Origin of the sequence: Burkholderia sp. BCC1047 (assembly GCF_902833155.1) — a bacterium.
Taxonomy (GTDB): domain Bacteria; phylum Pseudomonadota; class Gammaproteobacteria; order Burkholderiales; family Burkholderiaceae; genus Burkholderia; species Burkholderia sola.
Genome location: NZ_CADFEH010000012.1, coordinates 84,228 through 102,892 on the forward strand (window position 1 = coordinate 84,228; position 18,665 = coordinate 102,892).

Here is an 18,665-nt window from a genome sequence, read left to right on the forward strand (position 1 = left end):
AACGGTGTCGCGATTTGTTGCTGAAATCGGGGCTATCGATGCGATTTAAACGGAGGAATGGCGGTTTCGCGCGACAGGCGCGCGTGATCCCCGAGCGTCGCGGCTGCGATGTTCCCGTAAGGCGCCGTAACGCGCGACGGGATGTTACGTAGCGTTCGACCGCACGTGACGCGCACGGCCGCGAACCGAGGCCCGCATCTTTGACGAAACGAGTCGTCCCGCCGAACATGACGCGAAACCCCCCGGCCGCCGGCGGCGCAGCGGCCACGACTCCAAACCACGAGGACACCGACATGAGCGAACAGGACAGAGAATACGGCAAGGCGCGGCGCATCGACGTGATGGGCGAGGCGTTCGTCGAGCGCGCGATGAGCGATCTCGACGGATTCTCGCGCCCGCTGCAGGACTGGCTGAACGAACATGCGTGGGGCAGCACGTGGCAGCGGGGCGGGATCGACCTGAAGACGCGCAGCCTGTGCACGTGCGCGATGCTGGCGGCGCTCGGCCGCGGCACGGAACTGAAGGGGCACATCCGCGGCGCGCTCAACAACGGCGCGAGTCTCGTCGAGATCCGCGAGGTATTGCTGCACAGCGCGCTGTACGCCGGAGCGCCGGCCGCGGTCGAGGCGTTTCGCAGCGCGCGCGAGGTGCTGTCGGAGCGCGGGCTGTCGCTACCCGACGACGAAGCCTGATTCCGTCGCGGCGTCGGCTGCCCGTCACGGAACCAGGCTGCGCTTCGCCGCTGCGATCTACGCGATGCGCACGGACTGCGCCGCCACGTCGACTGGCGCGGCGGCGACTTCGAGCAGCCAGTCGGCCGTCGCCTCGGGCATCGTGACCGGCAGCATGTGCCCGCCCTCGACCACCTTCAACCGCACGCGCGCCGATTTCTGCGCGAGCGCGTCGCCGTGCTCGCGCCAGTTCAGGATCGGATCGGCGTGGCCGTACAGCACGTCGACCGGCAGCGCGAGCTCCGCGTAGCGGCGCGTCATCGCGGGCAGGTCGACGGGCGCCGACAGCAGGTCCGTCGCCGTCGCGTAGAACACGTGCGGGCGCATCCCGAGCAGCCCGCCGCCCTTGGTGGGGAAGTCGCGCGGCACGTCCTCCGGCGCGAACACCTGGCGTACGGCGTTGCGGCCCGTGAGGATCGTCAGCGGGATCGCGAAGGTCCACGACACGAAACGGCGCACGAGCGGCGATGGCAGCATCAGCGGCTTGAACGGCGCGGGCGGCTCGGTCTGCTCGTGCGACAGCGGCGCGATCAGCGCGAGCCGGCTCACGCGGTCCGCATGGTTGAGGCCGACCGCGAGCGCGATCGCGCCGCCGAGCGAGTGGCCGACCAGCACGGGCTTGTCGAGCTGCAGCGCGTCGATGAACGAGGCGACCGTGCGGGCCTGCGCGAACACGTTCGCCTGCGATCCCGCGCCGCGCAGCGAGCGGCCGGCGCCCGGGCGGTCGATCAGGATCACGCGATGCTGCTGCGCGAGCCGCGTGAGCGGCAGGTACGCGAAATTGCGCCATTGCCCCGCGAGTCCGTGGACGAACACGATCGGCGGGCCGCTGCCGTATTCGACGTAGTGGATACGATCGCCGTCGATGTCGACGAAGCGGCCTTCGGGCGGAAACGCGCGCGTGACGCGCCGCGCCACGTAGCCGGAAAACAGCGCGAGCGCGGCGAGCACCGCGACGACGCCGAGCAGCACGTTCTGGATCAGATGGAGCGTAGGAGTCATGTCGGCCTCAGCGGGTGTCGAGTGCGGGTTCGGCGGCCGGCGCGGCGGCTGCCGGGCCGGTTTTTGCGCGGCGTTCGAAATGCATCGCGGAATCGGCGAGCGCGCTGAACTTCAGCGACGCGAGATCGAGCACGTAGTTCTGGTGAAATTTCCACGGCTTGCGGTGCCCCTGCTTCGGCAGGATGCCCGCCGCGCGCTGGATGTAGCCCGAGCTCAGGTTGACGGCCGGCACGTCGCCGAGATCGCCCGCGCCGAGCCGCGGCACGCACGTGTCGTACCCGTTCGCGCGCATGTGGTTGAGCAGCCGGCATACGTAGCGCGCGATCAGCTCGGCCTTCAGCGTCCACGACGCATTCGTGTAGCCGAACGACGACGCGAGGTTCGGCACGTCGCTGTACATCATCCCCTTGTACGACACCGTCTCCGGCAAATCGACCGCGCGGCCGTCGACCGTCACGCGCGCGCCGCCGAGCAGCTTCACCTTCAGCCCGGTCGCGGTGACGATCACGTCCGCGTCGAGCTGCTGGCCGCTCTTCAGCTGGAGGCCGGTCGGCGTGAAGCGCTCGATCTCGTCGGTGACGATCGACGCGCGGCCCGCGCGAATCGCCTTGAACAGGTCGCCGTTCGGTACGAGGCACAGGCGCTGGTCCCACGGCATGTAGCGCGGCGTCAGGTGCTTCGCGACGTCGAAGTCGGGGCCGAGCTGCTTGCTCGCCGCGCGGATGATGAATTGCTTCGTCCGGTCGGGCTTGCGGCGCGACACGTTGTACAGGTACATCGTCAGCAGCACGTTCTTCACGCGCACGAGCCGGTGCGCGAGCCGCGACGGCAGCACGCGACGCAGCGCGTTCGCGATCTTGTCGCGCGCGGGCAGCGACACGATGTAGGTCGGCGAACGCTGCAGCATCGTCACGTGCTGCGCGTCGGCCGCCATCGACGGCACCAGCGTGACGGCCGTCGCGCCGCTGCCGATCACGACGACGCGCCGGTTCGCGTACGACAGATCCTTCGGCCAGTGCTGCGGATGCACGAGCTGGCCCTCGAACGTGTCCATGCCTGGCCAGTCGGGCAGGTAGCCGGCGTCGTAGTCGTAGTAGCCGCTGCACATGAACAGGAAGCGGCACGTGTAGACGAGCGTGTCGGTCGCGCCGTCCCGCGTGCGCTCGACGCGGACCGTCCAGCGCGCGCGGTTCGAATCCCAGTCGGCCGCGACGACCTTCCGGCCGTAGCGGATCGTCTTGTCGATGCCGTAGGTGCGCGCGGTGTCGCGGATGTAGTCGAGGATCGTCTGCCCGTCGGAGATTGCCTTGTCGCTGTGCCATGGACGGAAGCTGTAGCCGAGCGTGAACATGTCGGAATCCGAACGAACGCCCGGATAGCGGAACAGGTCCCAGGTGCCGCCGATCGCGTCGCGTGCCTCGACGATCGCCACGCTCGCATGCGGGCAGCGCTGCTTCAGGTGATACGCGGCGCCGATGCCGGACAGGCCGGCGCCGACGATCAGCACGTCGAGGTCGCGGTGATCGTCACTGTCGTGGCGGGCGTCGGCGGCGGGCGGCGCGTCGCGCCGGTCGGTCGTCGTCGAGGTCATGCGGGGTCCTGGGTCGGCGTGGTCGGGCGCGCGGCCGGCGCGGGCGCGCGTTCGAGGTTGCGTGCGCGGGCGCGGCGCACGTGGCGCAGCATCAGCCACTGGTAACCGGCGCCGAGCAGCCGCGCGATCCGGTCGAGCCGGCGCGCGTCGGCGCCGACCAGCACGCGGCGCGCATTGCGCTCGACGCCCGCGAGGATCTGCCGCGCGGCCTCGTCGGCCGTCGTCGCGTTGATCAGGCGGTTGGCCTGACGGCGATGGGTCGCTTCGTCCTGGCCCGTGAGCGCGTGGATGCTGGTATCGACGCGGCCCGCGTCGACGATGTTGGTCGCGACGCCGCCCGGATGCACGCAGGTCGCGCTGACCGGCGCGCCGTCGAGTTCGAGTTCCATCCGCAGCGCCTCGGTGAAGCCGCGCACCGCGAACTTGGTCGCGTTGTACGCACTTTGCGTCGGCATCGCGACGAGCCCGAACAGGCTCGACGTGTTGACGACGTGGCCGTCGCCTGACGCGCGCAGATGCGGCAGGAACGCCTGCGTGCCATGCACGACACCCCAGAAATTGATGCCGACGATCCATTCGAGATCGGCGAGACGCGCGGTTTCGGCGCTGGCGGCCAGCGACACACCCGCGTTGTTGAAGATCAGGTTGACCTTGCCGTGCTCGGCGCGAACGAAATCGGCCCACGCGAACACTGCATCGCGGTCGGCGATGTCGAGCCGGCGCGTGCTCACACGCACGCCGTGCTGTGCACAGGCGGCCGCCGTGCCGGCGAGCCCGCTTTCGCTGACGTCGGCGAGCGCGACCTCGCAGCCGCGCCGCGCCAGCTCGACCGCGAGGCTGCGGCCCATGCCCGAACCGGCGCCCGTGACCGCAGCGACCTTGCCGGAAAATCCCTTCATCCGTCGTTCCTCCCGTTCCGCTTGCGCTGTACCGGCGGCGCATCTATTGTGGTGTTGTTCGTCACCACTTTAGTTTTCGGGTGTCCTGATGTCAAATAGCGGAATGGAGAAAGCACTCGAAACGGAAAAAAAAGGCCGGTCGTATGGCGGCGTGGCGCCCGAGGTGCGGGCCGCCGAGCGGCGCGACGCATTGATCCGCGCGGCGACGCGCGTGTTCGGCACGGTGGGTTTTCGCAAGGCGACCGTGCGGTCGATCTGCCAGGAAGCGAAGCTGAACGACCGCTATTTCTATGCGGCGTTCGACAGCACCGAGGATTTGTTGCGCTGCACCTACCTGCATCACGCGCAGCAATTGCATGACGCGGTCGCGCAGGCGGTCGCCGCGCGCGGCGGCGATCTGCGCGAGCGCGTCGACGCGGGGCTCGCCGCGTTCTTCGCGTTTTTGCGCGACCCGTGCGCGGCGCGCGTGCTGCTGCTCGAAGTGATGGGCGTGAGCGCGGATACCGACATGACGTATCAGCGCATGCTGATCGACTTCGGCAAGCTGATCATGGCGATCGGCGCGCCGCGCGAGGGCGCGACGCCTGCCGAGCGCACCGAGCAGCGGCTGATCGGGCTCGCGCTGGTGGGCGCGATGACGAACGTCGGCGCGGCGTGGCTGCTGACCGACTATCGCGATCCGGAGGCGCAGATGATCGCGAGTTGCAGGAAGGTGTTGTTGGGGACGTTGCAGGCGGCGGGGTAGCATCAATGCATGACGTGACGGTTCGCCATCAATTATGCGTTGATACGGGCGGCCATTCGGATCTTGGCCGATTGCAGGCAATGGGAGGTATGTCGTGGATATCGAATCGTCAGGAGCGTCTCAGGCGACGCTGGTGTTGCTGGCGCTGTTGTCTCTAGGTGAGCGCGAAATCGAGCAGGGCCATTTTCGTCCTGTCGAGTCCGTGTTCGCCGATATCGAGGGCTGCGACGAATGAGTCCCGAATGCAACCTCGTCCGGTGCGACTGACACGCTAACGCGTGCGCGGTCGCTTCGCGGGTACGACCACGGGCGTCTCCCTGATCCTCCCCTTCATCGCCTCGATGAACGCCCGCACCTTCGGCGACGGCAGCCGCGTCGACGGATACACCGCATGGATCCCGGCCGGCGCCGTATGCCAGCCCGGCAGCAGCCGCACGAGCCGGCCGGCCGCGACGTCGTCCGCGGTCGAGAAATCCGTCAGCAATCCGAAGCCGCCGCCCGCGAGCACGATCGCGCGGCACGCGGTCGCGGTGTTCGACACGACCGGCGCGACGCAGCGCACCGATGCGCTACCGCCCCGCACGTTGACGAGTCCGAGCGTATGCGGGCGCGGCAGCGACGACAGCATCACGAACGGCAGCGCGGCGAGCGCATCGGGATCGCGCGGCAGCCCGTGTCGCGCGACGAACGCCGGGCTCGCGACCAGCCATTTCTCGTACGTGCCGAGCTGCACCGCGCGATAGTTGGAATCGGCGAGACGGCCGATGCGGATCGCGACGTCGAGGTTGTCCGCGACGAGATCGACGACGCGGTCGTTCGCGACGAGTTCGACCGCGAGCGCCGGATGCCGGTCGCGCAGCGCGACGACGGCCGGCGCGACGACCAGCGCGCCGTAGTCGATCGGCACGCTCACGCGCAGCGTGCCGCGCAGCGGCCCGGCGTCGGACGACACCGCGTCGAGCGCGGCTTCGGTCGCGCGCACGATGTCGCGGCACGCGTCGTAGAACGCGCGGCCGGCATCGGTCACGCTCAGCCGGCGTGTCGTGCGCAGCAGCAGGTTCGCGCCGACCTCGGATTCGAGACGCTGCATGTGCGTGCTGACGACCGTCTTCGCGAGGCCGAGCCGCTCGGCGGCGGCCGTCAGCGAGCCGGCGTCGACCACCGCGACGAAGATCGCCAGCCGGTTCAGGTTCACGTCGCGCAGATCGGCCATCGTCGATTGTCCTATGAAAGCGGAGAATGTTTTCACGATTATCCGTCTTCTGCCGAAGAGCGGCGAGCGCTACGCTGGAGCCGTTCGTCGCCGATCCCCGGCGGCGCGAGATTCCGGAGTGTTTCCATGTCAGCTGCCAGCAAGCCTGCCTCGCCGATCCGCGTCTATTCGTTCCTGCTGTCCGGGCATGCGCACCGGGTCCGGTTGTTCCTGTCGCTGCTCGGGTTGCCGTCGAAGACCATCGACGTCGATCTCGCGGCCGGCGCGCAGCGCGAACCGGCGTTCCTTGCGTTGAATCCGCTCGGGCAGGTGCCGGTGATCGACGACGGCGGCACCGTGATCGCCGATTCGAACGCGATCCTCGTGTACCTCGCGAAGCGCTACGGCGACGCGCACTGGCTGCCCGACGATCCGGTCGGCGCGGCCGTCGTGCAGCGCTGGCTGTCGTACGCGGCCGGCCCGATCGCATCGGGCCCCGCGGCCGCGCGGCTCGTGACCGTGTTCGGCGCGCAGCTCGACCCGGAAGCGGCCAAGCGCACGGCCGCGAAGGTGCTCGACGTGATCGATCGCGAACTGGCCGGCAAGCCGTTCGCGGCCGGCGCGCAGCCGACGATTGCGGACATCGCCGCGTACACGTACATCGCGCATGCACCGGAAGGCGGCGTGTCGCTCGAACCGTATCGGCACGTGCGTGCGTGGCTCGCCCGTATCGAGGCGTTGCCGGGCTTCGTCGCGATGCCGACGACGCGCGCGGGCCTGCTCGCCGCTTGACGCTCACTGCCGCCGCGCTTGTTCAGGAGAACATGATGAATGCGCCGACCGCCGTCGTACCGGGCTGGGAACTCGATGCCGCGCCGTTTCACGCGGGCGAGCGTGCCGTGCAGCAGCGCGCCGGCGTGACGGACGCGGCGAGCGCGGCCGGCCGGCGCGGGATCCGGCGCTTCATGCCGGATCAGCACCGCGCGTTTTTCGCGCAACTGCCGTTCTTCGTGCTCGGCGGCGTCGATGCAAGCGGCCAGCCATGGGCGACGCTGCGGGTCGGTGCGCCGGGTTTCGTCACGTCGCCGGATGCACGCACGCTGCGCATCGCGGCGCACGCGCTGCCGGGCGATCCGCTGGCGGGCGCGTGGCAGCCGGGCGCGCCGCTCGGCGGGCTCGGCATCGAATTCGATACGCGGCGGCGCAATCGCGTGAACGGCGTCGTGCGCGCGGTCGACGGCGATGCGCTGACGATCGCGGTCGAGCAGAGCTTCGGCAATTGCGCGAAGTACATCCAGGGCCGCAAGCCGACCATCGTCGCGCGGGACGTCGACGCGTCCGTCGCGCCGGACGTGTCGGACGCATTGAGCGATGCGGATCGCGCGCTGCTCGCGCAGGCCGATACGTTCTTCGTCGCGAGTGCGAACACGTCGGCGGAGGCGGGCGCGGCGCGCGGCGCGGACGTGTCGCATCGCGGCGGGATGCCGGGCTTCGTGCGCGTCGACGATGCGCGCACGCTGACGACGCCCGATTTCAGCGGCAACCGTTTCTTCAATACGCTGGGCAACCTGCAGCACGATCCGCGCGCAGGGCTGCTGTTCGTCGATTTCGACAGCGGGGATCTGCTGTATGTCGCCGCGCGCGCGGAGATCGTATGGGACGGGCCGGTCGTCGCATCGTTCGACGGCGCGCAGCGCGTCGTGCGTTTCCACGTGCGGGAAGTGCGGCGCATGCGGGCGGTGCTGCCGTTCCGGTGGTCGGCGGTCGAGCGCGCGCCGCAGTTCGCGGCGATGGCGGCGGCGGTGAGTGGCGCGGGGGCAGCGGCCGGATCTGCGCCGTCTGCGGCCGCATCCGCATCGGCACCCGCATGGCGGCTGCTGCGCATCGCGAAGATCGTCGACGAAGCGCGCGCGATCCGGTCGTTCCATTTCGAACCGGCGGATGGCAGCACATTGCCTGCGTACGAAGCCGGTCAGCATCTGACGCTGCGCATCGCGCTGCCGGGCGGCGACGCGCCGACGATTCGCAGCTACACGCTGTCCGACGTGCCGGGCGGCGCGCACTACCGGATCACCGTGAAGCGCGAAGGACGTGTATCGGCGTGGCTGCACGATCACGCGCGGGCCGGCATGACGCTCGACGCGCAGATGCCGCGCGGCCGCTTCACGTTCGATCTCGCGAGCCCGAGGCCGGCCGTGCTCGTATCGGCCGGCATCGGCATCACGCCGATGGTCGCGATGCTGCACCGCGCGCTGGCCGACGACGCGCCGTCGCGCCACGTCGTGTTCGTGCATGGCGCACGCGAAGCGGCCGACCGGCCGTTCGCCGCGGAACTGGTGCGCATCGCGGCCACCGATGCACGCGTGTCGCTTCACTGGTTCGACAGTCATCCTCACGAAGGCTCGGCCGCGCGGGCCGGGCGCATCGACATCGGGCAACTGAAGCGGGTCCTTTCATTCGACGATTACGATTTCTACCTGTGCGGGCCGTCGGCGTTCATGCGCGACCTGTACGACGGGCTACGCGCGCTGAACGTGCCGGACGAACGCATCCGGTTCGAGGCGTTCGGGCCGTCGAGCGTCTCGCGCAGCGCAACCCGGGCAACTGCCACGCCCGCGACGGAAGGCGTGCCGGTCGTGTTCCGGCGCACGGCGCGCGAAGCCGCGTGGACGCCCGCCGACGGCACGCTGCTCGAATTCGCGGAAGGGCAGCGCGTGGCCGTGCCGTCCGAATGCCGCGCCGGTTCGTGCGGCACGTGCGCGACGCGCGTGCTGTCCGGCGCGGTCGACTACGAGCAAACGCCCGATGCGCCGGTCGAACCCGGCTGCGCGCTGCTGTGTGTCGCGCGGCCCGCGCAAGGGGCCACGGCGCCGCTCGTGCTCGACCGCTGACGCACCTGCGGCATGCGGCCGCAGATGGCCTGCTGCGCGAAAAGCGCGCGCAACTGCTGCTTTTTTCGGATGCCGTCCGGATCGACGATAGCGTCAACCGATTCGATAAAGGAGCCCATCATGAAACTGCTCGGCATGGTTCGCCTGGTCCTGTGGAGTTTTTTCGGCGTACGCAACAGCAAGGCGCACGCGAACGATCTCGCGAACGCCAACTTCACGCTGCTGCCGTTCGTGGCGCTCCTGCTTGCGCTGCTGGTCGGCGCGGTGATTTACGGCGTCGTGCATCTGGTCGTCGATCCGACCGTGACGATGCAGGGGTTTTGAGCGAACGGCCGGTGAACCGGTAGCGGGCCGCCATTCCCGCGCCGGTTTGCGGTTGCCTGACCGGCGCACGATGACGCCGGTTTCAGCGTCGGCACGCACCGCAGGAATCGCGACCGCATCGCCGCCGTTGTCGCGCCGCCCGAACCGTCTGTCCCCGTTCCCGCCTTCCCCATCTCCCGTTCCGCCCGATTCCGCGCTCCTGCGCCCCGCCCGGGGTAAAATGCGCGCCACGCCGCGATGTCGCGCGACGGACAGGCCGCCGTTCCGATGAACGGCCGGCCCGCCTGCCCGCCGCTCGAACCGGGGCGTTCGAAGCGTCCCCCGCATGACACGACCGCGCGACGCAGCCGGCCGCCCGACAGGCACCCGACGAACCCGTCGGCCGCTGCATCGGTCCCCAGCGCGTCATCCGAATCCGATGTCCCATCCTGCGTTGTTCCGACCGGCCGGCCCGCTTGCACGCCGCAGGGTCGGGTTCGTCCGATGAATATCGTGTCGACGGAACGCGTCCGGCGACGGGCGCGGCGGCGTTCGCGGACGCACGCTTCGCAGCTTCCTAACGGGTTTCGGGTTTCGGGTTTCGACAGGTCGAATGGCGAGTTTTCCATCCAGAACAATGACGGTGAATAGAACAACAGCGGCACGCGCACGTCGGCGGCGCGCGAAGGTCGGGTTCGGTGTCGGTCTCGGCGTCACGCTTTTCGCGGCGCAGGCCGCAGCGGCTCAGGGCGACACACCTGCGTCAGGCGCCGATGCAACCGGCAGCGCGACGCTGCCCGCGATCACGGTGAGCGGCGAGCGCGGCCACGCGTTGCGCGCGCGCGAAGCGTCGGTCGCGGGGCTCGACGACGCGCCGCTGCGCGACACGCCGGCGTCGGTGAACGTCATCACGCGTGCGCTGATCGACGATCAGCAGGCGAAGCGGCTGAGCGACGTCGTGCGCAACGATGCGTCGGTCGTCAACGACTATGCGCCGGTCGGCTATTTCGAGGGCTTCGCGATCCGCGGCTTTCCGGTCGATCTCGCGAGCGCGATCCGGATCGACGGGCTGACCGTGTCCGGCGAGCAGAACGTGCCGCTGGAGAACAAGGAGCGCGTCGAGATCCTGAAAGGGCTCGCGGGCATCGACAGCGGCGTCGTCGCGCCGGGCGGCGTGATCAACTTCGTGACCAAGCGCTCCGCGAACGTCGCGAGCGTGACGGGCGGCGTCGACAGCCGCGGCTCGACGTCGGCGGCCGTCGATCTCGGCCGCCGCTTCGGCCCGGACAATCAGTTCGGGTTCCGGATCAATGCGGCGAAGGAGAACATGCACTCGTATATCGACGGCACGAACGGACGACGCACGTTCGGCTCGATCGCCGCCGACTGGGACATCAGCCCTCGCGCGAGCCTGCAGCTCAATGCCGAATTCCAGCAGTGGATCCAGCGTTCCGCGCCCGGCTACCAGTTGCTCGGCGGCACCGTCGTGCCGTCGGTGAAGACGACGTCGAAGGCGCTCGGCACGCAGCCGTGGGCGAAACCGGTGACGACCGATGCGCTGAACCTGAACGCGCGTTTCGACTACCAGTTCAACGACGACTGGAAGGCATACATCGCCGCTGGCCGCAGCCGCACGATGATCGACGACAACAGCGCGTTCGCGTACGGCTGCTCGTACGCGGCGAGCTGCGCGGCCGGCGCGACGTCGCCGTTCTTCTTCGGCGCGAACGGCGACTACGACGTGTACGACTTCCGCAGCCCCGGCGAATACCGGCGCAACGACGATCTGCGCGCGGTCACGACCGGCAAGTTCGCGACGGGGCCGCTGCGGCACGAGCTGACGCTCGGCGTGAGCGTGCAGCGCCGCGTCGTGCACATGGCCGACGCCGTGTACGACTACGTGGGCAGCGAGAATATCTACGGGCCGGACCTGACTTTCCCGCCGTCGCCGAATGCGCCGGGGCCGTCGTATCCGCGCCTCGACGCGTGGCAGTACGGCGTGTTCGGGCTCGACCGCATCAGCCTCGGCGAACACTGGCAGGTGCTCGCGGGCGGCAAGGAAGTGCTGCTGCGACAGCGCAGCTGGAGCAGCCTCGACGGCGAGACGACCCATACCGACCGCTCGGTGTTCCTGCCGCAAGTCGCGCTCGTCTACAAGCCGGTGAACGTGCTGTCGCTGTATGCGTCGTACAGCAAGGCGCTGTCGCTTGGCGATCAGGCGCCGGTGCGCGCGACCAACGCGTATGCGTTCCTGCCGCCCGTCGAATCGCACCAGTTCGAGGTCGGCGCGAAATACGACTGGCTCGACCGGCTGAGCCTCACGGCCGCGGTGTTCTCGATCAGCAAGCCGTTCCAGTTCGCCGATCCTGACGCGTCGGGCACGTCCTACACGTTCGTGCAGCGCGGCACGCAGCGGCACCAGGGGATCGAACTCGGCGCGGCCGGGCGCGTGACGGAGCGGCTGGGCCTCACGGCCAGCGTCGCGGCGATTCGCGCCCGGGCCTACGATTCGGGGTCGCCCGCCTACGAAGGGCACCAGATCATCAACGTGCCCGCGCTGCGCGCGTCGCTGTATGCGGACTACGCGGTGCCGGGCGTCGCGGGCCTGAACGTGCTCGGCGGCGTGGAATACAGCGCGGCGCGCAACGCGAACGAGGAAGGCGCCGCGCGCGTGCCGTCGTGGTTCGTGTTCAATCTCGGCGCGCGTTATACGACGAAGATCGGCGGCCATCGCACGGTGTTGCGCGTGTCGGTGGACAATCTGTTCAACAAGTTCTACTGGCGCGACGCAGGGGAGCAGCAGGGCGATGCGTACCTGTTCCCGGGTGCGCCGCGCACCGCGCGCGTATCGTTGACCTATGATTTCTGATCGACCGGAAGCGGCCGCGTGATGCGCGGCCCCGGCAGCCCACCAGGAGAGCACAGACGATGTCCCCACTCGAAATCGCCGGCGTGATCGTCAGCGCGCTCGCGATCTGGCTGACCGCGAAGCGGCGCATGCTGTGCTGGCCGGTCGGCCTCGCGTCGGTCGCGCTGTACGGCTGGATCTTCTTCGATGCGAAGCTGTACTCGGACATGCTGCTGCAGGGCGCGTTCGCGGTGCTGCAGGTGTACGGCTGGCAGCGCTGGCTCGCGCAGCGCGCGAGCGAGGCAGGCGGCAAGGCGGCGCCTGCCGGCGACGTCGCGCCTGTCACCGGCGTGCGGCCACTCACGATGCTGCCCGACCTGATCGCGGCGGTCATCGGCAGCGCGCTGCTCGGCGGGATGATGGCGCGCTGGACCGATGCGGCGCTGCCGTTCGTCGATGCGTCGCTGACCGCGTTCAGCCTCGTCGCGCAATACTGGACCGCACGGCGCTACATCGCGTCGTGGGGGCTGTGGATCGTCGTGAACGTCGTGTACGTCGGGATGTTCGTATTCAAGGAACTGTATCTGACGGCCGGACTCTATGCGCTGTTCATCGGGCTGGCCGTCGTCGGCTGGCGCGACTGGAGCCGGACGGCCGCCGCGTTGCGCGCGGCATCGGGCGGCCCGCTCGCGTCGGGTGGCGGCACACGCTGATTCACGGATTCAACCACGGAGCAACGCCGTTCATGTCATTCCCCCTCGAGCCGGACGGCCCCCTGTCGCGCGACGTCGCGCCGCCGCAATTCGGCGTGGACGGCGAGCAGGCCGAACGCGACTGGCCGCTGATCACGCACGACGAAGTGGCGGCCGTGCTCGCGCGGATAGACGGCGTGGGCGAGCCGGTGCGGCTGACGTGGCACAGCCCGCGGCAGTTCGCGGCAGCGGTGCTCGTGCGGATGGCGGACGGCCGCGGGTTGTTCGTCAAGCGACATCACGCAAGTCTGCGTGATGTCGCGGGGCTCGAGGAAGAGCATCGTTTCATCGCGCATCTGCGCGAACGCGGGATGCCGGTGGTGGACGTGCTGGCCGATCGTCACGGTGCGACCGCGTTTGCTTCCGGCGAGTGGACGTACGAGGTGCACGTGCTCGCGCCGGGCGTCGATCCGTATCGCGGCGTGATGTCGTGGCAGCCGTTCACGCATGCTTCTCATGCGTATGCGGCCGGCCGCGCGCTGGCCGAACTGCATCGCGCGTCGGCCGGCTACGCTGCGCCCGCGCGGCCGGTGCGGACGCTGCTGTCGAGTTTTCGCGTGCTGTCGTCCGCCGATCTGGCGGGTGCGCTCGAACGCTGGGTCGATGCGCAGCCGTTGCTCGTGCGCGCGCTCGGCTCGCGTGACTGGCGCGGCGATGTGGCCGACGCGATCGGGCCGTATCACGCGCGCCTCGTGCCGTTGCTGCCCACGTTGACGCCGCTGTGGACGCACGGCGACTGGCATGCGTCGAACCTGCTGTGGACCGATGCGGGGCCTGGTGCGCAGGTGCGGACGGTGCTCGATTTCGGCTTGTCGGACCGCACTTGCGCGGTGATGGACGTCGCGCTGGCGATCGAGCGCAATACGGTCGACTGGATGGCGCCGGCCGATGCGCGGCGCGTGGAATACGACCAGATCGACGCGCTGCTCGACGGCTACGAATCGCTCGAACCGCTGAGCGATGATGCGTATGCGGCGCTGGTCGCGCTGTTACCGATCGTGCATACGGAATTCGCGCTGTCGGAAGTCGCGTATTTCGGCTGCATCATCGATGCGCCGGGGATTGTGGACATTGCGTACGACGGTTACCTGATCGGGCATGCGCGCTGGTTCGGCGAACGTGACGGGCGGCAGTTGCTGGACTGGCTCGTGCAGCGGCGGCGGGCGAAGCAAGGGCGCGTTTGATTTTCGAGAATACGCGGATAGATTCCCTGGCTCGGCGATTGACGTATTGCTCGAATCGAACGGAACATCGAAATCTCGTCCGGATAGATTCGATGTGCCGTCGCACGCGAGCGTTGGAGGTACACGGGTCAACGCAAGCGCGGCGGCGGCAAATGAGCCGACTTCATGTCAGTGGCTGGTACAGCAGTTGTCCAGGCAGCCGGGGCTTACTTGAATGGTGACTTCACGGGTTTCCGACGTCGATCCGGTTGTGCTGCTGGCCGGATAAATTTGCGTTTTTATCTGAAGCGGTGCATTTATCAGACCGTCGTCGATGACGACTTTCGCCGTCGCGGAAGCGCGCTTCGTTGCAAGTCGTTCCGGATCGGCCTCAATCTTGGAAGCGCTGCCAATTATAGTGATCCAGTTTTGTATTGGATAATCGGAATTCATTGCTGAAACCCATCTTCCAATTAGTATTTGCTCGGATTCGGATATCTCGTGACTGTTATGGACGAAGGTCACGAAAAATTGCTGTGATGGCAGATTTTGTGAACCCTGACATTCTGCAGCAGAGCTTGCCGGGAAAAGGAGCAACGCTGCGATAGTTACGGTTGGTGAAGTAATAAAAATTCTCATGATGAATTCGGCTCCTTAGTCCGAAAATAATTCTTCTCCGTAAATCACGAACCCTGTGAGGGTATCCGCGTTCCTCAATGCCTGGTCGGGATTGGCCCTTGCCCATGCGGCCGCTGTGGGATCGAGCCCGTAACGCGGGTCGCCGCTACCGAAGGTGTCGACGAAGTGAGTGACCTCGTGAATGAGCGTGGATACGCGGGAATCTCCGAACATATTCTGATCGCGTAAGCCGACACAAAACTTCATCGCAATACTGATAAGCCTGCGCTCCGTGTTGGGCCCGCAAACGTGAGCGGCTTCATTCTCGATGTCGATCATGTTCGGCACGCAACCTAACATTCTATCGAGATTCGGATCGCCTCGAACGAAATGGTGCGGCGTTAGCGTTTTGAGAACGGAGAGATGTCGCGAGAAGCCGTCGAGAAGGTATTGTCGTGTATTTTTATCGCACCGATTGAACCAATAGATCATTCTGTCTTTGGTTGTTTGATCGTATCGCTTCAGGTCGGTGATCCTGCGCTCAACCAGAATTATGGACCATTTAAGCAGTCGCGATGCCATAATTCTAAATTCTCGATTGGTCATGTTGGGGCAGATGGGCGTTGTGTTGATGTAAACGTCAACCATCGATCCCGGGTTTGTGTTGGTGACGGCCCCGGAGTGAACGAGAAACCATTCTTTATCTTCGTCAGCGTCAAAGTCATACTTGTTGTGCTCGAAGAGGTTTTTCATTGATTCAAAGTCTCGATTCGTAGGTTTTCAAGGAGGCAGCACGACCTTGAGGTCATAAAACAGCATGATTTCGTTCGTGTTGCCGGGACCTTGAACAGTCATCTTTTCGAGCGAATACGTCTATAGAACTAGTTCTAAATTTCGAAAGATATTTTTTCATGCTGACGTGACCATATGAGCTGATATGCACGTCGATTCGGCGAGTACACCGCGCCCAACATGACGGAAATATCATCTTCGCCTCATGTTCGCACTGCGGCCGGTCCGTAGCATCGGTCGCGAACCGTTACCGCAGAACCGAACATGCTCAAGCTCAACCTCGCCGCGGCCATCGTCTTCACGATGGCCGCGACGGCTCATGCGCAGCCCGCGCTGTTGCCGGCTCCGGCTGCCGCCGCCGCGCCGATCGGCGCACCGCCATCCGACGCACTTCCAGCATCGTCATTGACGCTGTCCGATGCGCTCGCGGTCGCGGCGCGAAACAATCCGGCGCTGCGCGGCGCGCGCGCGGACGTCGATGCATCGGCCGGCGCACTGATGCAGGCCGGCGCGCGCCCCAATCCCGAAATCTCGTTCCTGCAGGAAGGTTTCAGCCGCGCGGAACGCACGTCGACCACGCTGATCAACCAGACCATCGAACTCGGCGGCAAGCGCCGCGCGCGGCTCGACGTCGCGTCCTACGGCCGCGAGGCGGCCAACGCATCGCTCGACGATCAGGGCGCGGCCGTGCGCGCCGATGTGATCGCCGCGTTCTACGGGCTGCTCGCCGCGCAGCGCCAGCTTCAGGTGACCGAGGAGTCGGCCGCGATCGCCGCGCGCTCCGCGGAGCTTGCAGGACGTCGCGCGCAGGCCGGCAAGGTGTCGCCGGTCGAGGCGACCAAGGCGCAGGTGGCGGCGGCCGGTGTGCAGATCGAAGTCGTGACCGTGCGCGGCCGTGTCGACGTTGCGCGCGAAAAGCTGAACGCGGTGATGGGCGAAGCGCGCAACGACCGACTCGCGGCGCGCGGCGACCTGGAAACCGTGCCGCCGGTCGAGCCGCTGTCCGCGCTGACCGCGCAGCTCGACGATGCCCCCCTCGCGCGGGTCGCGCGCGCCGAAATGCTGCGCTCGAACGCGGCCGTGTCGCTGGAGCGCGCGCGGCGCATGCCGGACGTGACGGTCAGCGCGGGCGTGAAGCGCGTGACCACGGGCGGCGTGCCGGACAACCAGGCGGTGGTCGGCGTGTCGATCCCGATCCCGCTGTTCGACACGAACAAGGGCGCGTTGCTCGAGGCGACGCACAAGGCCACGCGCGCGAACGCCGATCTCGATCGCGAACGCACGCGTTTGCGGCTGGAGCTGACGCAGGCGTACGCGAATTTCGAGGCCGCCGAACAGGAAGCGCAGCGGCTGAAGTCCGACATCCTGCCGGCCGCGCGCCTCGCGCTCGATGCGATGTCGCGCGGCTACGAACTCGGGAAGTTCGGCTTCCTCGACGTGCTCGACGCGCAGCGCACGCTGTTCCAGGGGCAGTCGCAATACGTGCGTGCGCTCGCCGGCGCCCATGCGGCCCGCGCCGACATCGGCCGGCTCGTCGGCACGCCGCTCGCGGTCGTCGCGCCATAAGCGCCCCTCTTACCGGAAGGATCATCATGTCACGCAGCAGAATCTTCGTTATTGCGGCGGCCGCGCTCGGCGGCGCAGGGATCGTGATCGGCGCGCTCGCCGTCACGCGGGGCGGCGGCAGCGCTTCGGCGCCGACGGCAGCCGAAGCCGCGCAGCCGGCCGATGGCGCCGGCGCGCGCGGCGGTGTCGTGCTCAAGCGCGGCAAGCTGTCCGTCGAGATCGTGATGACGGAAAAGCCCGGCGACGCGCGGCTCGTCGTCTATCCGTCCGTCGAAGGCAAGCCGGTGGACAAGGGCGTGACCGTGTCCGGCACGCTGGTGCGGTACGACCGCACGCAGGAACCGTTGCGATTCGACGCGACCGGCCAGAAGTTCGTGTCCGCGCAGTCGATCGCGAAGCCGCACGTGTTCGATGCGACGATCGACGTGAAGGCGGGCAACGACGCCGCGTCGTTCCCGTTCGCGCGCGCCGACGGCGCGATCGCGCTGACCGACGCGCAACTGGCGACGTCGAAGATCGCGCTCGCGAAAGCCGGCCCCGCGCAGATCGCGACGCCGTTCCAGCTTCCCGGCGAAATCAAGTTCAACGAGGATCGCACCGCGCACGTCGTGCCGCGCGTGGCCGGCATCGTCGAGCAGGTGGCGGTGTCGCTCGGGCAGAACGTCGCGAAGGGGCAGGTGCTCGCCGTGATCGCGAGCACCGATCTGGCCGACCGCCGCAGTGAGCTGCTGACGGCCGAGCGCCGGCTGTCAGGTGCGCGCGCAACCTACGAGCGCGAACGCACGCTGTGGAAGGAGCGTATTTCGGCCGAGCAGGATTATCAGCAGGCGCAGATGCAGTTACGCGAGGCCGAGATCGCCGTGCAGAACGCGCGGCAGAAGCTTGCCGCGCTGAACGCGCCGGCCGGCGGGGGGGCGCTGAACCGTTACGAACTGCGCGCGCCGTTTGCCGGCACGATCGTCGAGAAACATGCGACGTCTGGCGAGGCGATTGCCGCCGACGCGAGCATGTTCGTGATTTCCGACCTGTCGACCGTCTGGGCCGAGATGGCGGTGCCCGCGCAGCGGCTCGACGACGTGCGCGTCGGCCGCGATGCCACGGTGATCGCGACCGCGTTCGAATCACGCTCGAGCGGCCCGATCGCGTACGTCGGTTCGCTGCTCGGCGAGCAGACGCGCACCGCGCCGGCGCGTGTCGTGTTGCCGAACCCCGACCGCGTGTGGCGTCCGGGGATGTTCGTGAACGTGTCGGTCGACGCGGGCAAGCAACGCGTGCCGCTCGCGGTCGCGAGCGACGCGCTGCAGGACGTCGACGGCGCGCCCGCCGTGTTCGTGCGCTCGCCGAAGGGCTTCGTCGCGCAGGCCGTCGAAACGGGGCGGCGCGACGAACGCGCGACCGAAGTGCTGAAGGGGCTCAAGCCCGGCCAGGAATACGCGGCGTCGAACAGCTTCGTGCTGAAGGCAGAGCTCGGCAAGGGGAGCGCGGAACATGAATGAACAGCAATACGCATGCGTCGTGGCGCGACTGGCGGCCCGCTTTTCAATCGGCCGCGCGGCTCACCCGGTGCGGACA

17 protein-coding genes are annotated in these 18,665 nt (G+C 67.8%); 11 read left to right on the forward strand and 6 right to left on the reverse strand.

Annotation, left to right across the window (positions count from 1 at the left end; translation table 11 throughout):
* The first annotated feature begins 293 nt into the window (after positions 1 to 293).
* Entirely contained in the window at positions 294 to 692 is a 399-nt protein-coding gene (locus HWX55_RS14920; RefSeq protein ID WP_175976254.1) for a carboxymuconolactone decarboxylase family protein, read from the forward strand.
* 57 nt (positions 693 to 749) lie between these two features.
* Here HWX55_RS14920 and HWX55_RS14925 read toward each other — a convergent pair whose 3' ends face one another.
* Genes HWX55_RS14925 through HWX55_RS14935 form a run of 3 tightly spaced genes read right to left on the reverse strand, consistent with a single transcriptional unit; the run spans position 750 to position 4,223 of the window.
* On the reverse strand, positions 750 to 1,733 hold the full coding sequence (locus HWX55_RS14925) for an alpha/beta fold hydrolase (RefSeq protein WP_175976255.1): 984 nt from the start codon (positions 1,731 to 1,733) through the stop codon (positions 750 to 752).
* 7 nt (positions 1,734 to 1,740) lie between these two features.
* Complete coding sequence (locus tag HWX55_RS14930) at positions 1,741 to 3,324, reverse strand: NAD(P)/FAD-dependent oxidoreductase (RefSeq protein WP_175976256.1); 1,584 nt, start codon at positions 3,322 to 3,324, stop codon at positions 1,741 to 1,743.
* Positions 3,321 to 4,223, reverse strand: coding sequence for an SDR family NAD(P)-dependent oxidoreductase (locus HWX55_RS14935; protein WP_175976257.1), 903 nt, complete (start codon positions 4,221 to 4,223; stop codon positions 3,321 to 3,323). The genes HWX55_RS14930 and HWX55_RS14935 overlap by 4 nt, the downstream gene beginning before the upstream one ends.
* An 88-nt stretch (positions 4,224 to 4,311) precedes the next feature.
* Between HWX55_RS14935 and HWX55_RS14940 the strand changes: the two genes are divergently transcribed.
* On the forward strand, positions 4,312 to 4,968 hold the full coding sequence (locus HWX55_RS14940) for a TetR/AcrR family transcriptional regulator (protein WP_175976258.1): 657 nt from the start codon (positions 4,312 to 4,314) through the stop codon (positions 4,966 to 4,968).
* Positions 4,969 to 5,062: 94 nt separating this feature from the next.
* Positions 5,063 to 5,203 (forward strand): hypothetical protein, encoded by a 141-nt coding sequence (locus tag HWX55_RS14945; protein WP_175976259.1) that lies wholly within the window; start codon positions 5,063 to 5,065, stop codon positions 5,201 to 5,203.
* A 36-nt stretch (positions 5,204 to 5,239) separates the two neighbouring features.
* Here the strand turns inward: HWX55_RS14945 and HWX55_RS14950 are convergent, their stop codons facing one another.
* On the reverse strand, positions 5,240 to 6,181 hold the full coding sequence (locus tag HWX55_RS14950) for a LysR family transcriptional regulator (protein ID WP_175976260.1): 942 nt from the start codon (positions 6,179 to 6,181) through the stop codon (positions 5,240 to 5,242).
* A 126-nt stretch (positions 6,182 to 6,307) separates the two neighbouring features.
* On the opposite strand from HWX55_RS14950, the gene HWX55_RS14955 reads away from it, so the two are divergent.
* From HWX55_RS14955 to HWX55_RS14980, 6 genes are all read left to right on the forward strand, one after another.
* Complete coding sequence (locus HWX55_RS14955; RefSeq protein WP_175976261.1) at positions 6,308 to 6,952, forward strand: glutathione S-transferase; 645 nt, start codon at positions 6,308 to 6,310, stop codon at positions 6,950 to 6,952.
* Between the two features lie 35 nt (positions 6,953 to 6,987).
* Entirely contained in the window at positions 6,988 to 9,051 is a 2,064-nt protein-coding gene (locus HWX55_RS14960) for a pyridoxamine 5'-phosphate oxidase family protein (protein ID WP_175976262.1), read from the forward strand.
* A gap of 120 nt (positions 9,052 to 9,171) precedes the next feature.
* Positions 9,172 to 9,375: a DUF2970 domain-containing protein gene (locus HWX55_RS14965; RefSeq protein WP_050014477.1), complete on the forward strand. Its 204-nt coding sequence runs from the start codon at positions 9,172 to 9,174 to the stop codon at positions 9,373 to 9,375.
* 616 nt (positions 9,376 to 9,991) lie between these two features.
* Positions 9,992 to 12,223 (forward strand): TonB-dependent siderophore receptor, encoded by a 2,232-nt coding sequence (locus tag HWX55_RS14970; RefSeq protein WP_175976263.1) that lies wholly within the window; start codon positions 9,992 to 9,994, stop codon positions 12,221 to 12,223.
* A gap of 59 nt (positions 12,224 to 12,282) precedes the next feature.
* Positions 12,283 to 12,915, forward strand: a complete 633-nt coding sequence (gene pnuC / locus HWX55_RS14975; RefSeq protein ID WP_175976264.1) for a nicotinamide riboside transporter PnuC — start codon at positions 12,283 to 12,285, stop codon at positions 12,913 to 12,915.
* 32 nt (positions 12,916 to 12,947) lie between these two features.
* Positions 12,948 to 14,138, forward strand: coding sequence for a phosphotransferase (locus tag HWX55_RS14980; protein WP_175976265.1), 1,191 nt, complete (start codon positions 12,948 to 12,950; stop codon positions 14,136 to 14,138).
* A 168-nt stretch (positions 14,139 to 14,306) separates the two neighbouring features.
* Here the strand turns inward: HWX55_RS14980 and HWX55_RS14985 are convergent, their stop codons facing one another.
* Together HWX55_RS14985 and HWX55_RS14990 are read right to left on the reverse strand one after the other, a co-directional pair.
* Positions 14,307 to 14,756, reverse strand: a complete 450-nt coding sequence (locus tag HWX55_RS14985) for an OmpA family protein (protein ID WP_175976266.1) — start codon at positions 14,754 to 14,756, stop codon at positions 14,307 to 14,309.
* A gap of 15 nt (positions 14,757 to 14,771) precedes the next feature.
* Entirely contained in the window at positions 14,772 to 15,488 is a 717-nt protein-coding gene (locus tag HWX55_RS14990) for a M35 family metallo-endopeptidase (protein WP_175976267.1), read from the reverse strand.
* A gap of 303 nt (positions 15,489 to 15,791) precedes the next feature.
* Between HWX55_RS14990 and HWX55_RS14995 the strand changes: the two genes are divergently transcribed.
* Positions 15,792 to 17,093, forward strand: coding sequence for a TolC family protein (locus tag HWX55_RS14995; RefSeq protein ID WP_175976268.1), 1,302 nt, complete (start codon positions 15,792 to 15,794; stop codon positions 17,091 to 17,093).
* Positions 17,094 to 17,119: 26 nt separating this feature from the next.
* Positions 17,120 to 18,589 carry an efflux RND transporter periplasmic adaptor subunit gene (locus tag HWX55_RS15000; protein ID WP_175976269.1) on the forward strand — a complete coding sequence of 490 codons (1,470 nt, stop codon included), beginning with the start codon at positions 17,120 to 17,122 and terminating at the stop codon, positions 18,587 to 18,589.
* Positions 18,590 to 18,665: the final 76 nt, after the last annotated feature.

Coding starts and splice junctions, on each gene's coding strand:
- HWX55_RS14920 (WP_175976254.1), top strand. CDS start 294: ATGAGCGAACAGGACAGAGAATACGGCAAGGCGCGGCGCATCGACGTG.
- HWX55_RS14925 (WP_175976255.1), bottom strand. CDS start 1,733: ATGACTCCTACGCTCCATCTGATCCAGAACGTGCTGCTCGGCGTCGTC.
- HWX55_RS14930 (WP_175976256.1), bottom strand. CDS start 3,324: ATGACCTCGACGACGACCGACCGGCGCGACGCGCCGCCCGCCGCCGAC.
- HWX55_RS14935 (WP_175976257.1), bottom strand. CDS start 4,223: ATGAAGGGATTTTCCGGCAAGGTCGCTGCGGTCACGGGCGCCGGTTCG.
- HWX55_RS14940 (WP_175976258.1), top strand. CDS start 4,312: ATGTCAAATAGCGGAATGGAGAAAGCACTCGAAACGGAAAAAAAAGGC.
- HWX55_RS14950 (WP_175976260.1), bottom strand. CDS start 6,181: ATGGCCGATCTGCGCGACGTGAACCTGAACCGGCTGGCGATCTTCGTC.
- HWX55_RS14955 (WP_175976261.1), top strand. CDS start 6,308: ATGTCAGCTGCCAGCAAGCCTGCCTCGCCGATCCGCGTCTATTCGTTC.
- HWX55_RS14960 (WP_175976262.1), top strand. CDS start 6,988: ATGAATGCGCCGACCGCCGTCGTACCGGGCTGGGAACTCGATGCCGCG.
- HWX55_RS14965 (WP_050014477.1), top strand. CDS start 9,172: ATGAAACTGCTCGGCATGGTTCGCCTGGTCCTGTGGAGTTTTTTCGGC.
- HWX55_RS14970 (WP_175976263.1), top strand. CDS start 9,992: ATGACGGTGAATAGAACAACAGCGGCACGCGCACGTCGGCGGCGCGCG.
- pnuC (WP_175976264.1), top strand. CDS start 12,283: ATGTCCCCACTCGAAATCGCCGGCGTGATCGTCAGCGCGCTCGCGATC.
- HWX55_RS14980 (WP_175976265.1), top strand. CDS start 12,948: ATGTCATTCCCCCTCGAGCCGGACGGCCCCCTGTCGCGCGACGTCGCG.
- HWX55_RS14985 (WP_175976266.1), bottom strand. CDS start 14,756: ATGAGAATTTTTATTACTTCACCAACCGTAACTATCGCAGCGTTGCTC.
- HWX55_RS14990 (WP_175976267.1), bottom strand. CDS start 15,488: ATGAAAAACCTCTTCGAGCACAACAAGTATGACTTTGACGCTGACGAA.
- HWX55_RS14995 (WP_175976268.1), top strand. CDS start 15,792: ATGCTCAAGCTCAACCTCGCCGCGGCCATCGTCTTCACGATGGCCGCG.
- HWX55_RS15000 (WP_175976269.1), top strand. CDS start 17,120: ATGTCACGCAGCAGAATCTTCGTTATTGCGGCGGCCGCGCTCGGCGGC.